The organism is Halomonas sp. AOP43-D1-4 (assembly GCF_052446175.1).
GTDB lineage: Bacteria > Pseudomonadota > Gammaproteobacteria > Pseudomonadales > Halomonadaceae > Vreelandella > Vreelandella citrativorans.
Window position 1 is genome coordinate 21,991 of the sequence record NZ_JBQSVY010000011.1, and the last position, 15,496, is coordinate 37,486.

The 15,496-nt window shown below is 53.3% G+C and carries 17 protein-coding genes; 8 read left to right on the forward strand and 9 right to left on the reverse strand.

Annotated elements, in window-relative coordinates:
- Positions 1-32: 32 nt before the first annotated feature.
- Both ACT3RQ_RS13075 and ACT3RQ_RS13080 read right to left on the reverse strand, forming a co-directional pair.
- Positions 33-1,352 (reverse strand): ABC transporter substrate-binding protein, encoded by a 1,320-nt coding sequence (locus tag ACT3RQ_RS13075; RefSeq protein ID WP_444640098.1) that lies wholly within the window; start codon positions 1,350-1,352, stop codon positions 33-35.
- A gap of 138 nt (positions 1,353-1,490) precedes the next feature.
- Complete coding sequence (locus tag ACT3RQ_RS13080; RefSeq protein ID WP_193053970.1) at positions 1,491-2,456, reverse strand: sugar-binding transcriptional regulator; 966 nt, start codon at positions 2,454-2,456, stop codon at positions 1,491-1,493.
- Positions 2,457-2,660: 204 nt separating this feature from the next.
- On the opposite strand from ACT3RQ_RS13080, the gene ACT3RQ_RS13085 reads away from it, so the two are divergent.
- Complete coding sequence (locus ACT3RQ_RS13085) at positions 2,661-2,972, forward strand: NGG1p interacting factor NIF3 (protein WP_444622466.1); 312 nt, start codon at positions 2,661-2,663, stop codon at positions 2,970-2,972.
- A gap of 11 nt (positions 2,973-2,983) precedes the next feature.
- On the opposite strand, the gene ACT3RQ_RS13090 is transcribed toward ACT3RQ_RS13085, so the two are convergent.
- Positions 2,984-3,541 carry an NUDIX hydrolase gene (locus tag ACT3RQ_RS13090; RefSeq protein WP_444680622.1) on the reverse strand — a complete coding sequence of 186 codons (558 nt, stop codon included), beginning with the start codon at positions 3,539-3,541 and terminating at the stop codon, positions 2,984-2,986.
- A gap of 92 nt (positions 3,542-3,633) precedes the next feature.
- Between ACT3RQ_RS13090 and ACT3RQ_RS13095 the strand changes: the two genes are divergently transcribed.
- From ACT3RQ_RS13095 to ACT3RQ_RS13105, 3 genes are all read left to right on the forward strand, one after another.
- Positions 3,634-4,311 (forward strand): CoA pyrophosphatase, encoded by a 678-nt coding sequence (locus tag ACT3RQ_RS13095; RefSeq protein WP_444680623.1) that lies wholly within the window; start codon positions 3,634-3,636, stop codon positions 4,309-4,311.
- Positions 4,308-4,976 (forward strand): 2OG-Fe(II) oxygenase, encoded by a 669-nt coding sequence (locus ACT3RQ_RS13100; RefSeq protein WP_444680624.1) that lies wholly within the window; start codon positions 4,308-4,310, stop codon positions 4,974-4,976. The genes ACT3RQ_RS13095 and ACT3RQ_RS13100 overlap by 4 nt, the downstream gene beginning before the upstream one ends.
- Positions 4,977-5,448: 472 nt before the next feature.
- Positions 5,449-5,880, forward strand: a complete 432-nt coding sequence (locus ACT3RQ_RS13105) for a PRC-barrel domain-containing protein (RefSeq protein WP_444680625.1) — start codon at positions 5,449-5,451, stop codon at positions 5,878-5,880.
- Between the two features lie 359 nt (positions 5,881-6,239).
- Here the strand turns inward: ACT3RQ_RS13105 and ACT3RQ_RS13110 are convergent, their stop codons facing one another.
- A complete protein-coding gene (locus ACT3RQ_RS13110; protein WP_172115999.1) occupies positions 6,240-6,662 on the reverse strand; it encodes an OsmC family protein in 423 nt (140 codons plus the stop codon).
- 244 nt (positions 6,663-6,906) lie between these two features.
- On the opposite strand from ACT3RQ_RS13110, the gene ACT3RQ_RS13115 reads away from it, so the two are divergent.
- Positions 6,907-7,812: a DMT family transporter gene (locus tag ACT3RQ_RS13115; RefSeq protein WP_444640103.1), complete on the forward strand. Its 906-nt coding sequence runs from the start codon at positions 6,907-6,909 to the stop codon at positions 7,810-7,812.
- On the opposite strand, the gene ACT3RQ_RS13120 is transcribed toward ACT3RQ_RS13115, so the two are convergent.
- The 3 genes from ACT3RQ_RS13120 to ACT3RQ_RS13130 all read right to left on the reverse strand — a co-directional run bounded on the left by ACT3RQ_RS13120 (position 7,766) and on the right by ACT3RQ_RS13130 (position 10,258).
- Complete coding sequence (locus ACT3RQ_RS13120; RefSeq protein WP_444680626.1) at positions 7,766-8,614, reverse strand: MOSC domain-containing protein; 849 nt, start codon at positions 8,612-8,614, stop codon at positions 7,766-7,768. The genes ACT3RQ_RS13115 and ACT3RQ_RS13120 overlap by 47 nt on opposite strands.
- 91 nt (positions 8,615-8,705) lie before the next feature.
- On the reverse strand, positions 8,706-9,701 hold the full coding sequence (gene gntR, locus ACT3RQ_RS13125; RefSeq protein ID WP_172115997.1) for a gluconate operon transcriptional repressor GntR: 996 nt from the start codon (positions 9,699-9,701) through the stop codon (positions 8,706-8,708).
- 26 nt (positions 9,702-9,727) lie between these two features.
- Entirely contained in the window at positions 9,728-10,258 is a 531-nt protein-coding gene (locus ACT3RQ_RS13130; RefSeq protein ID WP_444640105.1) for a gluconokinase, read from the reverse strand.
- A gap of 353 nt (positions 10,259-10,611) precedes the next feature.
- On the opposite strand from ACT3RQ_RS13130, the gene ACT3RQ_RS13135 reads away from it, so the two are divergent.
- Positions 10,612-11,037: an organic hydroperoxide resistance protein gene (locus ACT3RQ_RS13135; RefSeq protein ID WP_193053979.1), complete on the forward strand. Its 426-nt coding sequence runs from the start codon at positions 10,612-10,614 to the stop codon at positions 11,035-11,037.
- Between the two features lie 21 nt (positions 11,038-11,058).
- Here ACT3RQ_RS13135 and ACT3RQ_RS13140 read toward each other — a convergent pair whose 3' ends face one another.
- Positions 11,059-11,754, reverse strand: a complete 696-nt coding sequence (locus ACT3RQ_RS13140) for an aspartate/glutamate racemase family protein (RefSeq protein WP_444680627.1) — start codon at positions 11,752-11,754, stop codon at positions 11,059-11,061.
- A gap of 158 nt (positions 11,755-11,912) precedes the next feature.
- Here ACT3RQ_RS13140 and yghU point away from each other — a divergent pair, with 158 nt between their 5' ends.
- On the forward strand, positions 11,913-12,773 hold the full coding sequence (yghU, locus tag ACT3RQ_RS13145; protein WP_444680628.1) for a glutathione-dependent disulfide-bond oxidoreductase: 861 nt from the start codon (positions 11,913-11,915) through the stop codon (positions 12,771-12,773).
- A 192-nt stretch (positions 12,774-12,965) separates the two neighbouring features.
- Here the strand turns inward: yghU and ACT3RQ_RS13150 are convergent, their stop codons facing one another.
- Positions 12,966-13,289, reverse strand: a complete 324-nt coding sequence (locus ACT3RQ_RS13150) for a hypothetical protein (protein WP_444680629.1) — start codon at positions 13,287-13,289, stop codon at positions 12,966-12,968.
- Between the two features lie 518 nt (positions 13,290-13,807).
- Here ACT3RQ_RS13150 and ACT3RQ_RS13155 point away from each other — a divergent pair.
- Complete coding sequence (locus ACT3RQ_RS13155) at positions 13,808-15,460, forward strand: sodium:solute symporter family protein (RefSeq protein WP_441679445.1); 1,653 nt, start codon at positions 13,808-13,810, stop codon at positions 15,458-15,460.
- Positions 15,461-15,496: the final 36 nt, after the last annotated feature.

A 15,496-nucleotide genomic window follows, 5' to 3' on the forward strand; every position in this document is an offset into this window, starting at 1 on the left:
CTACCCGCGTAACGGGTAGGCGCTTTTACTTATTAGTCGTTGTAACCCGCTCGCTGCATAGTGCGCTCAGTGGCGCGCTGGGCGCTGTTTAGCGCTTGTTCTACCGTGGTGTCACCGGTTAACGCAGCGGCAATGCTCTGCCCTACCTGGGTGCCAATCGCTTGGAACTCAGGAATATTGACAATTTGCACGCCGGTATACGGGTTCGGCTCTAGCGTGGAGTCGGTCGGGTCGGCATTTTGAATCGCGCTCAGCACAAAATCAGCGAAAGGCGCAGCTTCCGTGTACTGCTCATTGGCGTAGGTAGACTCGCGAGTGCCCGGCGGTACGTTGGTCCAGCCATGGGTTTCGCCGACCAGCTCAATGTACTCTTGTGATGTCGCCCAAGTGATAAACTGCTTAGCGGCGTCTTTATGCTCGGAGGAGGCAGGAATCGCCAGCGCCCAGGTCCATAACCAGTGCGAGCCTTTTGGCGTTTCAGCCACGGGCGCCGGGGCAAAACCGAGGTTGTCGGCTACGCTGGACTCGTCACCATCATAAAGCGTGCCCGCGGCGGAGGTAGCGTCGACCCACATCGCACAGTTACCGCGTGAGAACAGCGCCAGGTTTTCATTAAAGCCGTTGGAGCTGGCGCCGGGAGGGCCGTAGTTGCCCAGCAAGTCCACATAGAACTCAATGGCATTCATCCAGGGCTCAGAATTGATTTCGGGGTTCCACTCTTCATCAAACCAGCGGCCACCGTAGGTATTGACCAGCGTAGTGACGAAGGCCATGTTTTCCCCCCAGCCGGGTTTGCCACGTAGGCAGATACCCGCCACTCCTTCCTGCGCACCGTGGAGCTGTTCAGCCCAATCGCGTACCTCGCTCCAGGTCGGCTGTTCGGGCATTTCAATCCCGGCCTCCTCGAAGAGGTCTTTGCGGTAGTACATCATCGAGCTTTCCGCATAAAACGGCAGCGCGTAGGGCGTGCCGTCAAGGCTTAGCCCGTCGCGTACGGAGGTCAACAAATCATCTACGGCGTACTCATCAGGCAGGTCATTCAAGGGTTCAAGCCACTCGCGCTCCGCCCAGATCGGTGCTTCATAAGCGCCAATCGTCATAACATCAAACTGGCCGCCGCCCGTGGCAATATCGGTGGTCATGCGCTGGCGAAGAACGTTCTCCTCCAGCACGACCCAGTCCAGGGTGATATCGGGATGCGCCTCTTCAAACGCATCGGTCAAGCTCTGCATGATCACCATATCGTTATTATTAACGGTGGCGACCGTGATTTCAGTTTGTGCCTGAGCATGGCCTGCCACGGCAATGGCCGCTGCTAAGGTGGTGACGGGCAAGTGACGCGCGAGTCGCATATAACTCTCCTTTGGCTAATGTTGGCATTATTATCGCCTGATCATTTTGATCATGTTTCGAACAAATGATCGTACGTAGAGGAAAAAAAATCAAAGCCCTGCGGCTTAGACTTTATGGTTACGCCTCTTTTTAACGCATTACGCTTGGCGGGAAGGTAGCCGCTCAACAATGCGCCGTGCCGCCACTTCGTCGGTGATTAAGCCTTTTAACCAGCCGCCTTGTAGCGCCGCATGAATGCCTAACGCTTTATCGTAGCCACCGGCAATCGCGACCATAAGATGCTTGCCAAAATGCTCAAGCGGCAAGCTTGTCACACGCCGAGTAATGGAGCAGTCAATGACTTCGCCTTGGCTATTTAACGGCCAGCCGAGCAGCTCCCCCACGGCTTCCAAACCCAACAATTCATCAAGCTCGCGCTCACTGATAAAGTGGTCCTGGAACAACGTCGCCTGGCGGTCGATTCGCCCTACCCCAATAAACGCGGCTTCCGACGTCCGAGCCACATTGGCGATAGCCTGAAACAGGCGCTGGGAAAGCATTGCGTTTTTCTCGTCAATCGATTCGGCCACCACCGGCGCGGGGAGTAGAAATCGTTCGCCACCGGTTTTATCCGCCAAGAGCATCACCGCATCGTAGCGGTTGGCCGAGCCATCCCGGGCGACATTCCCCACCAGCGACACAAACCGGTGCTGGGGCCGCTCCGTTCGATCAAGCGCTTCTACCGCCGCCCGCACAGAGCGTCCGCTACCCAGTGATAGCGTCAACGGCTCGCTACGCTCAACCAACTTGCCGATGCGCTCTGCCCCGGCAACGCCCAGGTAGTACGTGGCGCTTTCCGCAGATGCCGTCTCAGCGGGCACTACATCGCAAAAGGTCAGCCCAAAATGTTCACGTAGCGTGTGGCCCAGCGTCATGCAGCTCGAAATAGGATGGTCAATATGCACCTTCACCAACCCTTCCTGACGCGCAAACGCCAACAGACGCTGTACACCTGGCCGGGAAACACCCAACTGGCTTGCGATTTCATCCTGCGTTAGGCCGCCCACATACGACATCCAGGCGGCTCTGGCCGCTTGGTCCAACTTCACCTCAAATTTATCCATCGGTTGGCGTCCTGCCTTTCATTGATAACGTGACAATAACCATATTCACAAACGCGTCATCATACAAAGCTAATCATGCGACCAGAAGCCGTCTGTTCGCTACTATTGTTCACTACTGTTGTTCACTACTATGTCATCAGGTATGTCACCAGGCTGTGTTTTAAGTGCCATTTTTTTAAAGTCACGTTTTAACAGGAGCATGGCATGTATAAGCTTGCGTTTTTTGTGCCCATTGACGATGCCGAAAGCGTTAAAGAAGCCGTTTTCGAGACGGGCGCCGGGCGAATCGGCAACTATGAAGCCTGCTGCTTTCAAACCCGTGGCACCGGTCAGTTTCGCCCGCTTTCAGGTGCTGACCCGCATATCGGCGCAGTCGGAACACTCGAGCACGTTGAAGAGGTCAAGGTGGAACTCGTTTGCCAAGACACCTGCATCCACGCGGCTATCGCCGCGCTTAAGCTTGCCCACCCTTATGAAGAAGTCGCTTATGATGTTTGGCAGCTTGCCGAGCTTTAACGCTTGCTCAATCAGGCGCTACCAAAGTAACGTTCACGATCCTCGGATGTGATCGTGCCCGTATGTAGCGGAAAGTGATGGTCCAGCCGGTCCCGGTAGAAATGATGCAGCGTCCGCTCAATGGTCGGAAAGGCTATCTCATCCCAGGGGATTTCATGCTCATCAAACAAGGCGACCTCAAGGCTTTCAACACCGGCGCTAAAGCCACCGACAAGCTCTGCGCGAAAAATCATATACACCTGATTAATATGCGGTAAATCAATCAGGGTATAAAGGTCGCCCAAGAGCACCTCGGCATGCGCTTCCTCACGGGTTTCGCGGGCGGCAGCCTGTTGCGTCGTTTCCGCGTTTTCCATATACCCGGCAGGCAGCGTCCAGTAGCCTTTACGAGGTGAAATGGCACGTTTACATAACAAGACTTTGGAGCCACTGACGGGCAGCGTTCCAGCGACAATGCGCGGGTTCTGGTAGTGAATAGTACCGCAGGCATCGCATAGGTAGCGCGGCCGGTCGTCACCTTCGGGGACCGCGAAACGTACGCTATCGCCGCACTGGCTGCAAAAATTCATGGCATATTCCTACGGCTAAATGGCACTCGTTATCGATGCTTGACGCACATAACCACTGCTGGGTAAAAAGGGACAAAGTGACGGGATACCCCATGTTAGAGAATCTACGCAAACGGCTGCAACAGCTCAACCCACAAAGGCTAGATCAATGTCAGATGCGCGAAGCCGCTGTGCTGATTCCTGTGGTTGATCGCGCATCGCCTACCTTGCTGTTTACACGCAGGGCAAGCCACCTAACTACCCATAGCGGTCAGGTTGCGTTTCCCGGCGGCAAGCGCGAGCCGGAAGATACAGATCTTTACGCCACGGCGCTGCGCGAAGCTCAGGAAGAGATCGCTCTTGATCCAGCGATGGTCGAGCCGCTAGGCCGACTTTCAGATGTGATTTCGCTGCATGGCCTGCGGGTAACACCGTGGGTAGGCATTATTCCACCGGACCTGCCTTTGGTCGCAGACCTCGGTGAATTAGACGCTATATTTGAAGTTCCTCTTAGCCACTTTTTAGAGGACCAGCGTACCCATACGGATGTCATTCCTGTCGATGGCGTGTCTCACTACGTACCTAGTTACCACGTGGATGGCCATGTGATTTGGGGGCTTTCAGCGATGATGCTGGTCGAGTTGTTAGCCGAAGGATTTGGCATGCCCATCGACTTATATCAACAACCCCCGGGTATACTACGGCACTATCCTGAGCGTACTAGCCCTGAACGTACCAGCCAACTGTCCGCTGACCACCATCCGGCGATGCCCAAGAGTATACGCAAATGATGCTTTCAAACTTCACCACGTCGCCCGTGTTAACGCCCGCTGCACAAGTAGCGATTGTTGATGCGCTGGTGGAGCAAGGCTGGTATGTGGGGCGCGCGGCGATCAATCTTGATCTTTGCCACGCCTTACACCGTGAGCTTTCGCACATGGCCGCGCATGATGCGCTTGAAGAAGCCGGGATTGGCCGAGGTCAGCAGCATCATTTGCGCAAGGATATTCGCGGCGATGCTATTCACTGGTTGGATCGTCAAAGTGAAGCCCAACGCCACTATCTTGATGCAATGGGCGAGCTACAGCAGTCGCTTAACCAGGCGCTGTTTTTAGGCCTTTTTGAGTATGAAGCGCATTTTGCCCATTATCCGGCGGGCGCTTTTTACCAGCGCCATTTGGACAGCTTTCGCGGCCGCGCCAACCGGGTAATTTCTACCGTCGGTTATTTAAATCCTCAATGGCCAAGTGATGGCGGCGGCGAAATGGTGATCTATCATCCTGATGATGCCAGCCAGGAAGTCGCCCGTGTTGTACCGGAAGCCGGAACGTTTGCCTGCTTTTTGTCAGAAACCGTTCCTCACGAGGTGCTTCCCACCCACCAACCTCGCTCCAGCATTGCTGGCTGGTTTAGGCGTAATGCTTCGCTAGGCGGCGTACTGGACCCTGCCCGCTAGGCTTTGTACAAAAACTGCTACTTAACCCCTATCAAAGCGGCATACATACCCCAGAGAAGTCTTCTCGAAAGAGGCAGGCTTCCATGCCCCCTGACACAACTTCCGTTAACTAGCACAACGAACCTGCCATTGATTGTAAAGCCTTGCCAACAGTCTTTAAAAATCCGATATTTAAAAAATATGTTAACAATACTATTGAAAAACAGAGCACAGCGACTACATTGATATTGTGTCAAACACGGAGCTTCACACAACCGTAACAAGGCTTTTTAATTGCAAATAAGGCTTAAAGCATACTTTGCAACTGATCATCAAGCCTTTGACACCTAATGTATGTTCTGCATTTTAAGGAAAGGCAGCGATTCAAGTATCACTGCCTGGTTCATAAACTGGATCGTTCTGAATCGTTAGTTTCAACTATTTGATTTAGACATCAACGTAAGATACTGAGCCTTATCAAGGAGCAAGATAAATGAAGATGATCAAATCAACCGTCATTGGTACACTAATGGTTCCTGCTTTCATGCTAGCAGCAGGTAACGTAAGCGCCGAAGAAACAACATCAACGACCGTTGAAGTTGAAGCAACCTACCTGACCAGTGTGCCAGAAAACGTTTTCTACTCAGACTCCCTTAAGGGCCATCATGTTAAAAGCACCGTCGAAGATGACGAGAACATCGGTACTATACACGACCTGATTATTGATGAGAGTGGTCAAGTGACCGCTGTAATCATCGGTGTTGGCGGCTTCCTTGGCATGGGTGAAAAAGATGTCGCCATCGAGTGGGATTCACTCGAACTGATCTGGGATGCGGAAGGTAATAAGTATGATGTTCGCGTTAACGCTTCAAAAGAAGCGCTTAAAGAAGCTGCTGAATTTGAGCGTGACGAAGCAGAAGCGTAAAGCAGCCTTCGTATACTAGCTCTAAACACACTAGCTCTAAAAGCCTTAGCTTCTGCTAAGGCTTTTTTATATACAAATTAAAGCATAGTATGCATTTAACACCCGCACTTCCTACAACTCTTCCCCTTTACACATGCATACCAAGCACTAGACTCAAACCAACAACATCAAGCTTTCTTTATTTTTCAGACACCTTAAAAATCGCACTCTCTTTATCTATTCGCTATAGCAACCTACACACTAAACGGCAAGCCTAAAACTGTAGTGACTTATAGTTGTTGCGCCTTACCCCTCATCATAAAACATTGGCCATTAAAAAAGCGCTACGTGTTTTAAACGTAGCGCCTATCATTAAAGCACTAGCCTTTTAACTGGGCCGTCATGCTTATCTCTGCATTGAGCACTTTTGATACGGGACAATTTTCCTTTGCTTTTTGGGCGGCCTCTTTGAAGCTCTCTTCATCGGCACCACTTACTTCAGCGGTGACATCCAGGTGAATGTTGGAAATGCTAAAGCCTGCTGAATCCTGCTTCAGCGTAACGCTGGCAGTGGTATCAATAGCATCAGCGGTATAACCGGCCTCGCCTAAAATATTGGAAAGCGCCATTGAAAAGCAGCTGGCATGCGCAGCGCCAATCAGCTCTTCCGGATTGGTGCCCTTTTCGTCTTCAAAACGCTGTTTGAAGGAGTAATTAGCACTGAGAACGCCACTTTCGGTTGAAACGGTGCCTTTTCCATCCTTCAGTCCACCTTCCCAACGTGCGCTAGCTTTACGATCCATGAAAAACTCCTTATCAGTGATAGCGAAAGACCTGATTGATCAGTGGATACTGATATGGTCAAAAAAGGTTGAATGGCCACTCGTATAGAGCAACTGACCACCCCGTTCAGCGTAGCTGATTTTTAGCACAGTGCCGAACTCAGATGATGGGCGCTTCCCAGGCCGCGCTAACCCTTTTATGCTATCCAGCAGGGTGAAATCAGCAAACGGAAAGCACTCTGTACGCCAACGTCAAGGACACGTCATGTCATCAGCGGATGCGCTGCGCCTGGTAATACTTTCCTCACTTTGGGGCCTGTCGTTTATTTTCATGCGCGTTGCATCGCCGGAGTTTGGCGCTATCCCGCTTGTTTTAGTGCGCATGGGCGTTGGGGCGCTGTTGCTTATCCCGCTGCTGCTCAGCGTTCGCTATTTGCGGCTTATTTGGCAGCATAAAGGGCCGTTGCTATTACTGGGCATCATGAACCATGTGCTGCCATTTTCGCTGCTGGCGCTGGCAACAACACGACTGGAGGCCGGTTTTACCTCGTTGATTAACGCCACCACGCCCATTTTTACGGCTCTATTAGGCGCGTTGTTCTTTGCCACGCCTATACAGCGCCAGCAGTATTTAGGGCTGGCGCTTGCCTTGGCGGGAGTCTATGTGCTTTCTGCCAATAGGCTGGACTTTGCCTTGGGCGGTGATGGCTGGTTTATCATTGCCGTATTAGGGGCAACCTTTTGCTACGGCATGGCGGGCAATTACTCCAAAACACGCTTGGGCCATTTGCCGCCTCGGGTACTTGCGGCAGGCAGCTGCGCAATGTCAGCCCTGGTGCTTCTTATCCCCGGCATTTTACTTTGGCCCAGCGAGCCGATTAGCCCACTTGCCTGGGGCAATGCCATAGCACTTGCTGTATTCAGCACTACGCTGGCTTTTTTACTCTATTTTGGTTTGTTAGCCAGCGCAGGCGCCACGGCCGCCTCCACCGTTACGTTCCTGGTACCCGTGAGCGCCCTGTTGTGGGGTTATTTACTACTGGGTGAGACACTTAGCCTGCAGGTCGCTATAGGCATGATAATCACTCTACTTGGCACGGCGGTGGCCACCCGGCTGCTGCGTCTCAAGCGCCACGCGCCTCAGCCACCAGCGTATCCCCCACGCGAATAATGCTTCCTGCACCAGTATGCAGTGTCGCGTTCTGCCCAAAATAAGCGCCTTTTAATTCAGGCTGAGTATTCAGGCCTATTAACGTTTTAAGCGGCTCGGCAGGCTCAGGTATCTGGGCCGTTTGCTGGTCTACCGTGGTAATTTTGCAGCGTTTGCACGGTTTTCGCAGAATAAGTTCAAATGCGCCATTACTAGCCTGTAGCGCTTGCCAACCATCTTCAGCCCATGGCTTGTCGGTTTCGACCACAATACTGGGCCGAAAACGGTTCATGGGAATAGCCTGACAACCACTCTCCTCAAGGGCACGGTTGAGCGCGTTGAGAGAGCCGGTTGAAGCAATCAAAAAAGGGTAGCCATCCGCAAAAAGCGTGTCGGCGTCATCCCCGTTTAAAAACGCCGTTTCTACCGGACGTTTAAACTGCGTGGCGAAGCGGACCAGGCTTAGGCCACTGCCCTGTTCACCTAAAGCAGCTTCCAGCCAGCTTGAAACGTCGCTGCTTTCAGGCCACGCCTTACAGTGATCATTCCAGACCTGAACGATACGCAGGTTGCCATTCGGTTCTGCAAGCGGTATCGAAAGTGGCTCAACATGGGGGTGTGAAAGTACCAAGGCATCAGTGGCTAAGGCTACTTCTACCGTGGCTAGCGCAGGCCGCTGGCGTTGAGTCACAAAGCGCTGCTGTGTATCAACCAGCATCCAGCGGCGGTCCCACGCAAGGCCGGTGGGCAGCAGTTCACTGTGGGTAAGACTGATACCCTTTAAGGATTTGACCGGATAAATATTGAGCTCGGAGATATGCACGGTAGCCTCGATACAAACGAAAATGGTTACTCTAACCAGCCAGCGCGCTTATCACCAGTGCGGCTGCTCTTGGTAATAGCCCGAAAACCGGCTATAGCGTGGCGCCTGTTTCGATGCGATAGCCCAAGTCGACCGTATGATCAGCCACCGCTTCGCCCTGAATCCTGGCCAGCAGTGCTTGCGCGGCAGCCTCGCCAATGGCTTGGCGTGGTGTGATGACACTCGCAAGCTTTGGCGTCATTGCCTGCCCCACGTCGTGGCCGTGGAAACCCGCAATCGCCATCTGCCCAGGCACGTTAATACCGCGGCGCTGACACTCAAAATACGCCCCCACGGCCACGTCATCGTTAGTGCAGAATACGCCATCCGTATGAGGGTAGTCGTTTAAAATTTGCTCTAGAAGCGCTGCGCCTACGCTGTAAGAGGAGCGTTGACTGCTATGCAGCGTTACTGGTGTTAGACCGTGCTGTTCCATTGCCTGACGGTAGCCCTGCTCACGTTGCAGCGTGCGCTCATCCAGCCGCACAGCCAGATAAATAATCTGCTGCCGACCATGGCGAATCATTTCACTCACCATATCAAACGCTGCGGCGACGTTATCGTAGCCTACCGCCTGCTGCAGCGGCTTATGATGGGTGTCCATGATTTCCACCACAGGAATACCGGCGGTTTCCAGCATTCGCAGCGTGCGGGGAGTGTGATGATGGTCCGAAAGAATCACCCCATCCACGTTGTAAGACAGCACCGATGCCAAGCTTCGCTCTTCAACGGCCGGGCTATACCCATAGTGAGACAGCATAAGATGATAACCGGCAGGCTCGGTACGTTTCTCAATCCCCACGATGACATCAGCAAAGACCTGGTTCGTCAGCGAAGGAACCAGTACACCAATAGAGTGGCTGGTAGCACGCGAAAGTAGATCCGGCGCTCGGTTGGGAATATAGCCGACCTGCTCGGCCACGCTAAGAATACGCTCGCGCAAGCCTTCTGAAACAGTTTCCGGGTCTCTTAGGCAACGACTCACCGTCATTTTGGTTGCCCCGACCTGGTCAGCAATAGTTTGTAGCGTTGGGCGTTTTTTCTTCAAACGGGATACTGCCTCTATAACAACAATTAGCTGGATGGCGAAGGTAGCCGCGCATCGAGTGTGCCAGTAAATCGGCTCACAATCTCCTCTGGAGAGAGCGCAATGGACAGGCTAACGGCCTCATCATCACCCGGCGGTTGTAAATCAGCAAGCTGGCTGGCCAGCATGTTATCTCCTTTAAAGAAGTGCCCTTCCCTGGTGGCTAGGCGCTCGCGTAATAGCTCCGCGCTCCCTTCCAGGTACAGAATTTGCAGTGCTGAATCGCCCTTGCGCAAACAGTCCCGATAACGCCGCTTTAAGCCCGAACACGCAATCACAGCGGTTTCATCTCGAGCCTGGTAGTGGGCAAACAGTGACGACAGCTTCTCAAGCCACTCCTGACGATCATCATCATTAAGCGGCGTCCCGCCCGCCATTTTGGCTACGTTAGCAGGCGGGTGATAATCGTCACCGTCGATAAACGTGGCATTCATGGCGGCTGCCAGCTGCTGACCAATGTGGGATTTTCCGCAGCCGGAGGCACCCATCACCAAAATACGATAAGAAGTAGGGCTCATTAGATAATTTCTCCGAAAAGGCCTGATGTGCGAGGGCACAAAACCATCGTTGTCAGGGTGCCTGGCAGGTAGCGGGTTGACTGGATATCCACAGCTTGAACATCGACTGTTACCGGTAACAAGTGTTTGAAGATTAAAAGACCCAGCACAGACGTGTCAAAGCAAAACCGCCCTTCTACAACCAACGTCTAGCGCTAGCAAGCGAACGTATGGCACGCTACATTAACCCATTGCATCAAGTAGGGAGCCGACATGCCCGCGTTAGAACCTTGTAGGCTAGAGCCGTGCAGTGAGCTGGAACTTGATCATCATTAAAAGACGTCCCTATTACTCGTCCCAAAAAGGAAACTGCTATGTCTATCGAAAAAATTGCTTACCGCGCCCATGCCCACGCGACCGGTGGTCGTGAAGGCAGCGCCAAGTCGTCTGACGGCGCGCTGGACGTCAAACTCAGCACTCCCAAGGAGCTGGGCGGAGCAGGCGGTGAGGGTACCAACCCGGAGCAGCTGTTTGCGGCGGGTTACTCTGCTTGCTTTTTAGGCGCTCTAAAACATGTCGCCAGCCAGGAAAAAGTAACGCTTCCCCAGGATACCGCCATTGAAGGCAGTGTAGGTATTGGTGCCATTCCTACCGGCTTTGGTATCGAAGTCGAGCTAACAATCAGCCTTCCCGGCATTGACAAGAGCATCGCTCAGGATCTGGTCGACAAGGCCCATGTCGTATGCCCTTACTCCAACGCTACCCGTGGCAATATCGACGTTACCCTAACGCTTGCTTAACGTTTTAGCGTTAATCACCCGTTAGTTATTAAGCGCACGCTCCACTGCTCCGCTTGCATGCAGGGCAGTGGTATCGTAAAGCGGCACCGCGGTATGTGCTTGCTCTACCAGTAAGGCGATTTCTGTACAGCCTAGAATGACCGCCTGAGCGCCCTGTTGATGCAGGCTGGCGATCACCTTCAGATAGTGCTTACGGGAGTCATCGTTGATCTTCCCTTGGCATAGCTCATCGAAAATAATGCGATGAACTGCCTCGCGTTGCTCCTCCTCTGGCACCACGACCTCAATGCCAAATGTGTCCCGCAAACGCGCCTTGTAGAAATCCTGCTCCATCGTAAAGCGCGTACCCAACAAGCCAACACGCGTTATACCGTCCTTTCGCAGCTGCTCAGCAGTCGCATCAGCGATGTGTAACAGCGGGATGCTGATAGCGTGCTCAATCGCGGGCGCCACTTTATGCATAGTATTGGTGGCCAGCAGTAAAAAGTCAGCGCCAGCCCGCTCAATATTGTACGCCGCCTCAGCAAGAATTTTTCCAGCGGTTTCCCAATCGCCCTGCTTTTGCAGCGCCTCAATCTCAGCAAAATCGACACTCACCATGGCAATTTTGGCCGAGTGGAGACCGCCCAGCGCGTGTTTTACGCCCTCGTTCAAGGCGCGATAATAGCTTTGCGTGGACTCCCAGCTCATTCCGCCCAGTACCCCAATGGTTTGCATGATTGCCTCCCTGGTGACTTATCTGTCAGTTTATTACGCGGCTAATTATTCTCGCCCCTTGTACCTGCGTTTTACTACCCTCATAGAGTACCTATTGCGTTTGAATTGATTATTTTTACCACCGGGCGCTGCCCGCGACACGACACAGCGAGGCCATGATGAGCGATACGTCTTACACCCCACCGCGCGTTTGGAAATGGGAACCGGGCAATGGCGGTAAATTTGCCAACATTAACCGCCCTATCGCGGGGCCTACTCACGATAAAGCGCTGCCCGTTGGTAAACACCCGCTTCAGCTCTACTCATTGGCCACCCCCAATGGCGTTAAAGTGACCATCATGCTTGAGGAGCTATTAGCAAAAGGCATCGAAGCCGCTGAGTATGACGCTTACTTGATCCAAATCGGTGAAGGCGACCAGTTCGGCAGCGGATTTGTAGACGTTAATCCCAACTCCAAAATCCCGGCGTTGATGGACCACAGCACTAACCCGCCTCAGCGCGTTTTTGAGTCAGGCGCTATTCTTCTCTACCTGGCTGAAAAATTCTCCGCCTTCCTACCAACCGACCCAGCCAAGCGTACCGAGTGCCTTTCCTGGTTATTCTGGCAGATGGGCAGCGGCCCGATACTCGGCGGTGGCTTTGGTCACTTCTACGCTTACGCGCCTGAAAAGTACCAGTACCCTATCGACCGTTACACGATGGAAATAAAGCGCCAGCTCGATGTACTTGACCGCCATTTGGCCAATAACCGCTACATGGCCGGTGATAAGTACACTATTGCGGATATGGCGATTTACCCCTGGTATGGCGCCCTGGTGAAAAACCGCGTTTACGAAGCGGCTGAGTTTTTGGAAGCGCACACGTATACACATGTGCTCCGCTGGGCAGAAGAACTTGATGCACGCCCCGCCGTACAGCGTGGCCGTATGGTTAACCGCACATTTGGCGAGCCCAGCGAACAGCTGCATGAACGCCACGATGCCAGCGACTTTGAGCATAAAACCCAGGATAAGCTATAGCGTATAAGGGTTAGCCAAGCAGCTAGCCACGGTATAAAAAACGGCCCACGGGCCGTTTTTTATATGCGCTCACAAGCTAGTAATAGCAAATCGCTCTCTGCCAGAAAGGGTGGGTGGCACGAACCGGAGCCTCCCAAACCTCTAGAAGCGCAGGATAGTCGGCGCGAGTGGCGTTATTTATCGTCACTTGAGTCATGGATTAAGGGCCTCAATAAACCAGGCAGGATGCATATCATCAAAATCTGTGCGGATATTAGCGGGCAGATAGCTGGCGGAATCCAGCACCACAGACTGACCATTGATGCGCTGAAATACCACCCAGTGCCAAAAGTGTATGCCCTCCTTTTGATAGGGTTTAATCGCCAGCGCCGGTAGCGCCTGCCATGTGGTAAACGGCGTTTCATCCGGCGAGGTAGCCACACCCGCTTGAGCCAGCACTTGGCGCACATACTGAGTATCAGACCACAGCGATTCATCATCTGCGGTAATGCCCATCGCATTCGCAATGGCCTTCATCTCAGGGTAGCTTTTACCCAGAATAGTCGCTACAGAAGCAATCCGCAGCCGGTCGGTTCTTCCTGAATAACGGGATTTAGCATCTTCCTCCGGTGTTTTCTCGACACCTCGCGTTAATTAGCGGCCCGTCCCAAGCCTTCTGTTTTTAGTGAGCCAACCTGGGGCGGATATGTTCGCGCCTCACTTCAACTAGCACATGGCGGCGCGGGCGTCAACCTGTACTGTTCGAGCGTAAAGGCGTAAGGTACCTCTTCGGTTCGACCTTGCCACCGCTTTATTGCGTTCGCTATTACGCATCATGGCAAGCGTTGACCTGGCCCCCCTATCTAGGGCTTAAGGTGTTTCCAGCACCTGACGCTTGCAAGTGCAAGGCCAGACTGCCAACCGCAGTCTTATCTCGCTACAGACATACCTAGAAAGATGTTCTGTTTTTTTGCTCACGTCCTGTGGCGACCTTTCCGACAACGGAACGCTGGTTGCTATTTAGGATGCTGGGCTGCAAAACCTATGGGTATTCCATGTACAACGAAAACTTCTATCAATTCTCGACCCTGACGGTCCTCGCTTTACTGGTGTTCTTTTACGGCGGCACTTATCTGCTGACCCTACTGATCAAGGAGAAAAAGGAAAATACCGACGCCTTCATGGTGTCTAACCATCAGATCGGCTTTGGCCTTGGCGCCGCCAGCATGACCGCCACCTGGATCTGGGCTGCCTCCTTTTACGCCGCTGCGACCTCGGGTTATACCTATGGCATCTCAGGGCCCCTGCATTACGGGTTGTGGGGCGCGTTGATGATCCTGTTCATCTACCCCTTTGGCCGTCGCTTTCGCAAGCTGGCACCCAATGCGCACACTCTGGGTGAACTGATCCACGCCCGGCATGGCGCCTCCAGCCAGTTGATCCTTGCCTCCTCCAACATACTCGGCAGTATCATCAGCCTGATGGTCAACTTCACGGCGTCCGGCGCACTGGTCTCAGTGCTCTCACCACTCTCCTTTCAAGCCGGGGTGGTGATCGCAGGCGTTGGGGTGCTGTCTTACACGCTATGGTCGGGGTTCCGCGCTTCGGTCCTTACTGACTTTGCCCAACTGATGGCGATGATGGCCATCGCCATTCTAATCATCCCCGCAGTGATGTTCGCAATCGGCGGGCCGGAAACGCTATCGAACGGCATGAGTCTGCTCACTCCAGAACAGGCAAATCTGTTCTCGGTGGACGCCATCCTCAATCAGGGCGCCCCTTTCTTTGTAGCAGTGCTGGCCTACGCGATTGGTAACCAGACTATCTCCCAACGCCTGTTCGCCGTGCGTGAAGACCACATCAAACCGACCTTTATCACCGCAACCATTGGCTACGGTGCGATTGTTATCGGCTTGGGCATGATTGGCTTGATGGCACTGATGACCGGCATGGAGCCCATGAATGGCGACATGAACAACCTGATCCCGCAGATGGTCTCGATGTACCTCTCTCCGGTATTTATTGGACTGTTCTTTATTCTGGTGATCGGCTCGCTCTCCTCAACCGCTGACTCGGACCTTTCTGCCATGTCGGCGATTGTCATGGCCGATATCTATGGCAAGAACATTGCGAAAAACAAGCCCGACCCAACCAGGATGCTGTTTATTGGCAGGCTGACCATGATTGTTGCGACGCTGATTGGGGTGATTCTCGCCAGCTTCTCCATGGACATTCTTATCATGCTGATTTTCGTTGGCGCGCTCTGGGGTGCAATTGTCTTCCCGGTGATCGCCAGCTGTTTCTGGAGCCGGGTCACCAACACGGCGTTTACCTCGGCGGTAATCGCAGGCTTGGTGATGTTCTGCATCGCACGATTTGAACTGCTGCCTATGGTCGGCCTAACCGCAGGGCTATTTGAGTTGCTGGCCTCCGTAGGCGGAGGTGTAGTGCTTGGCCTGATGGCCTTTGGATTCTGCGGTCGCCGTGCCGGTTTGATTGTCGGCGCACTCAGCACTCTTGTTTTGGCCTACTTCTGTGTTGGCTTCCTGCGGGACTACACGGTGCTAATGGCCTCATTAATGGCCTACGGCGTCAGCACGATTGTGTGCATCGGTGTCAGCCTGATGAGCACCAGCAAGTTCGACTTCGCGCAGATTAATCAGGACGTCATCAACTATGACCCGGCTAAGCCTGCTACTCGGGCCTAAGCGCTCTGTGACAAGGGCTGGGTGATAAGCCCTGTG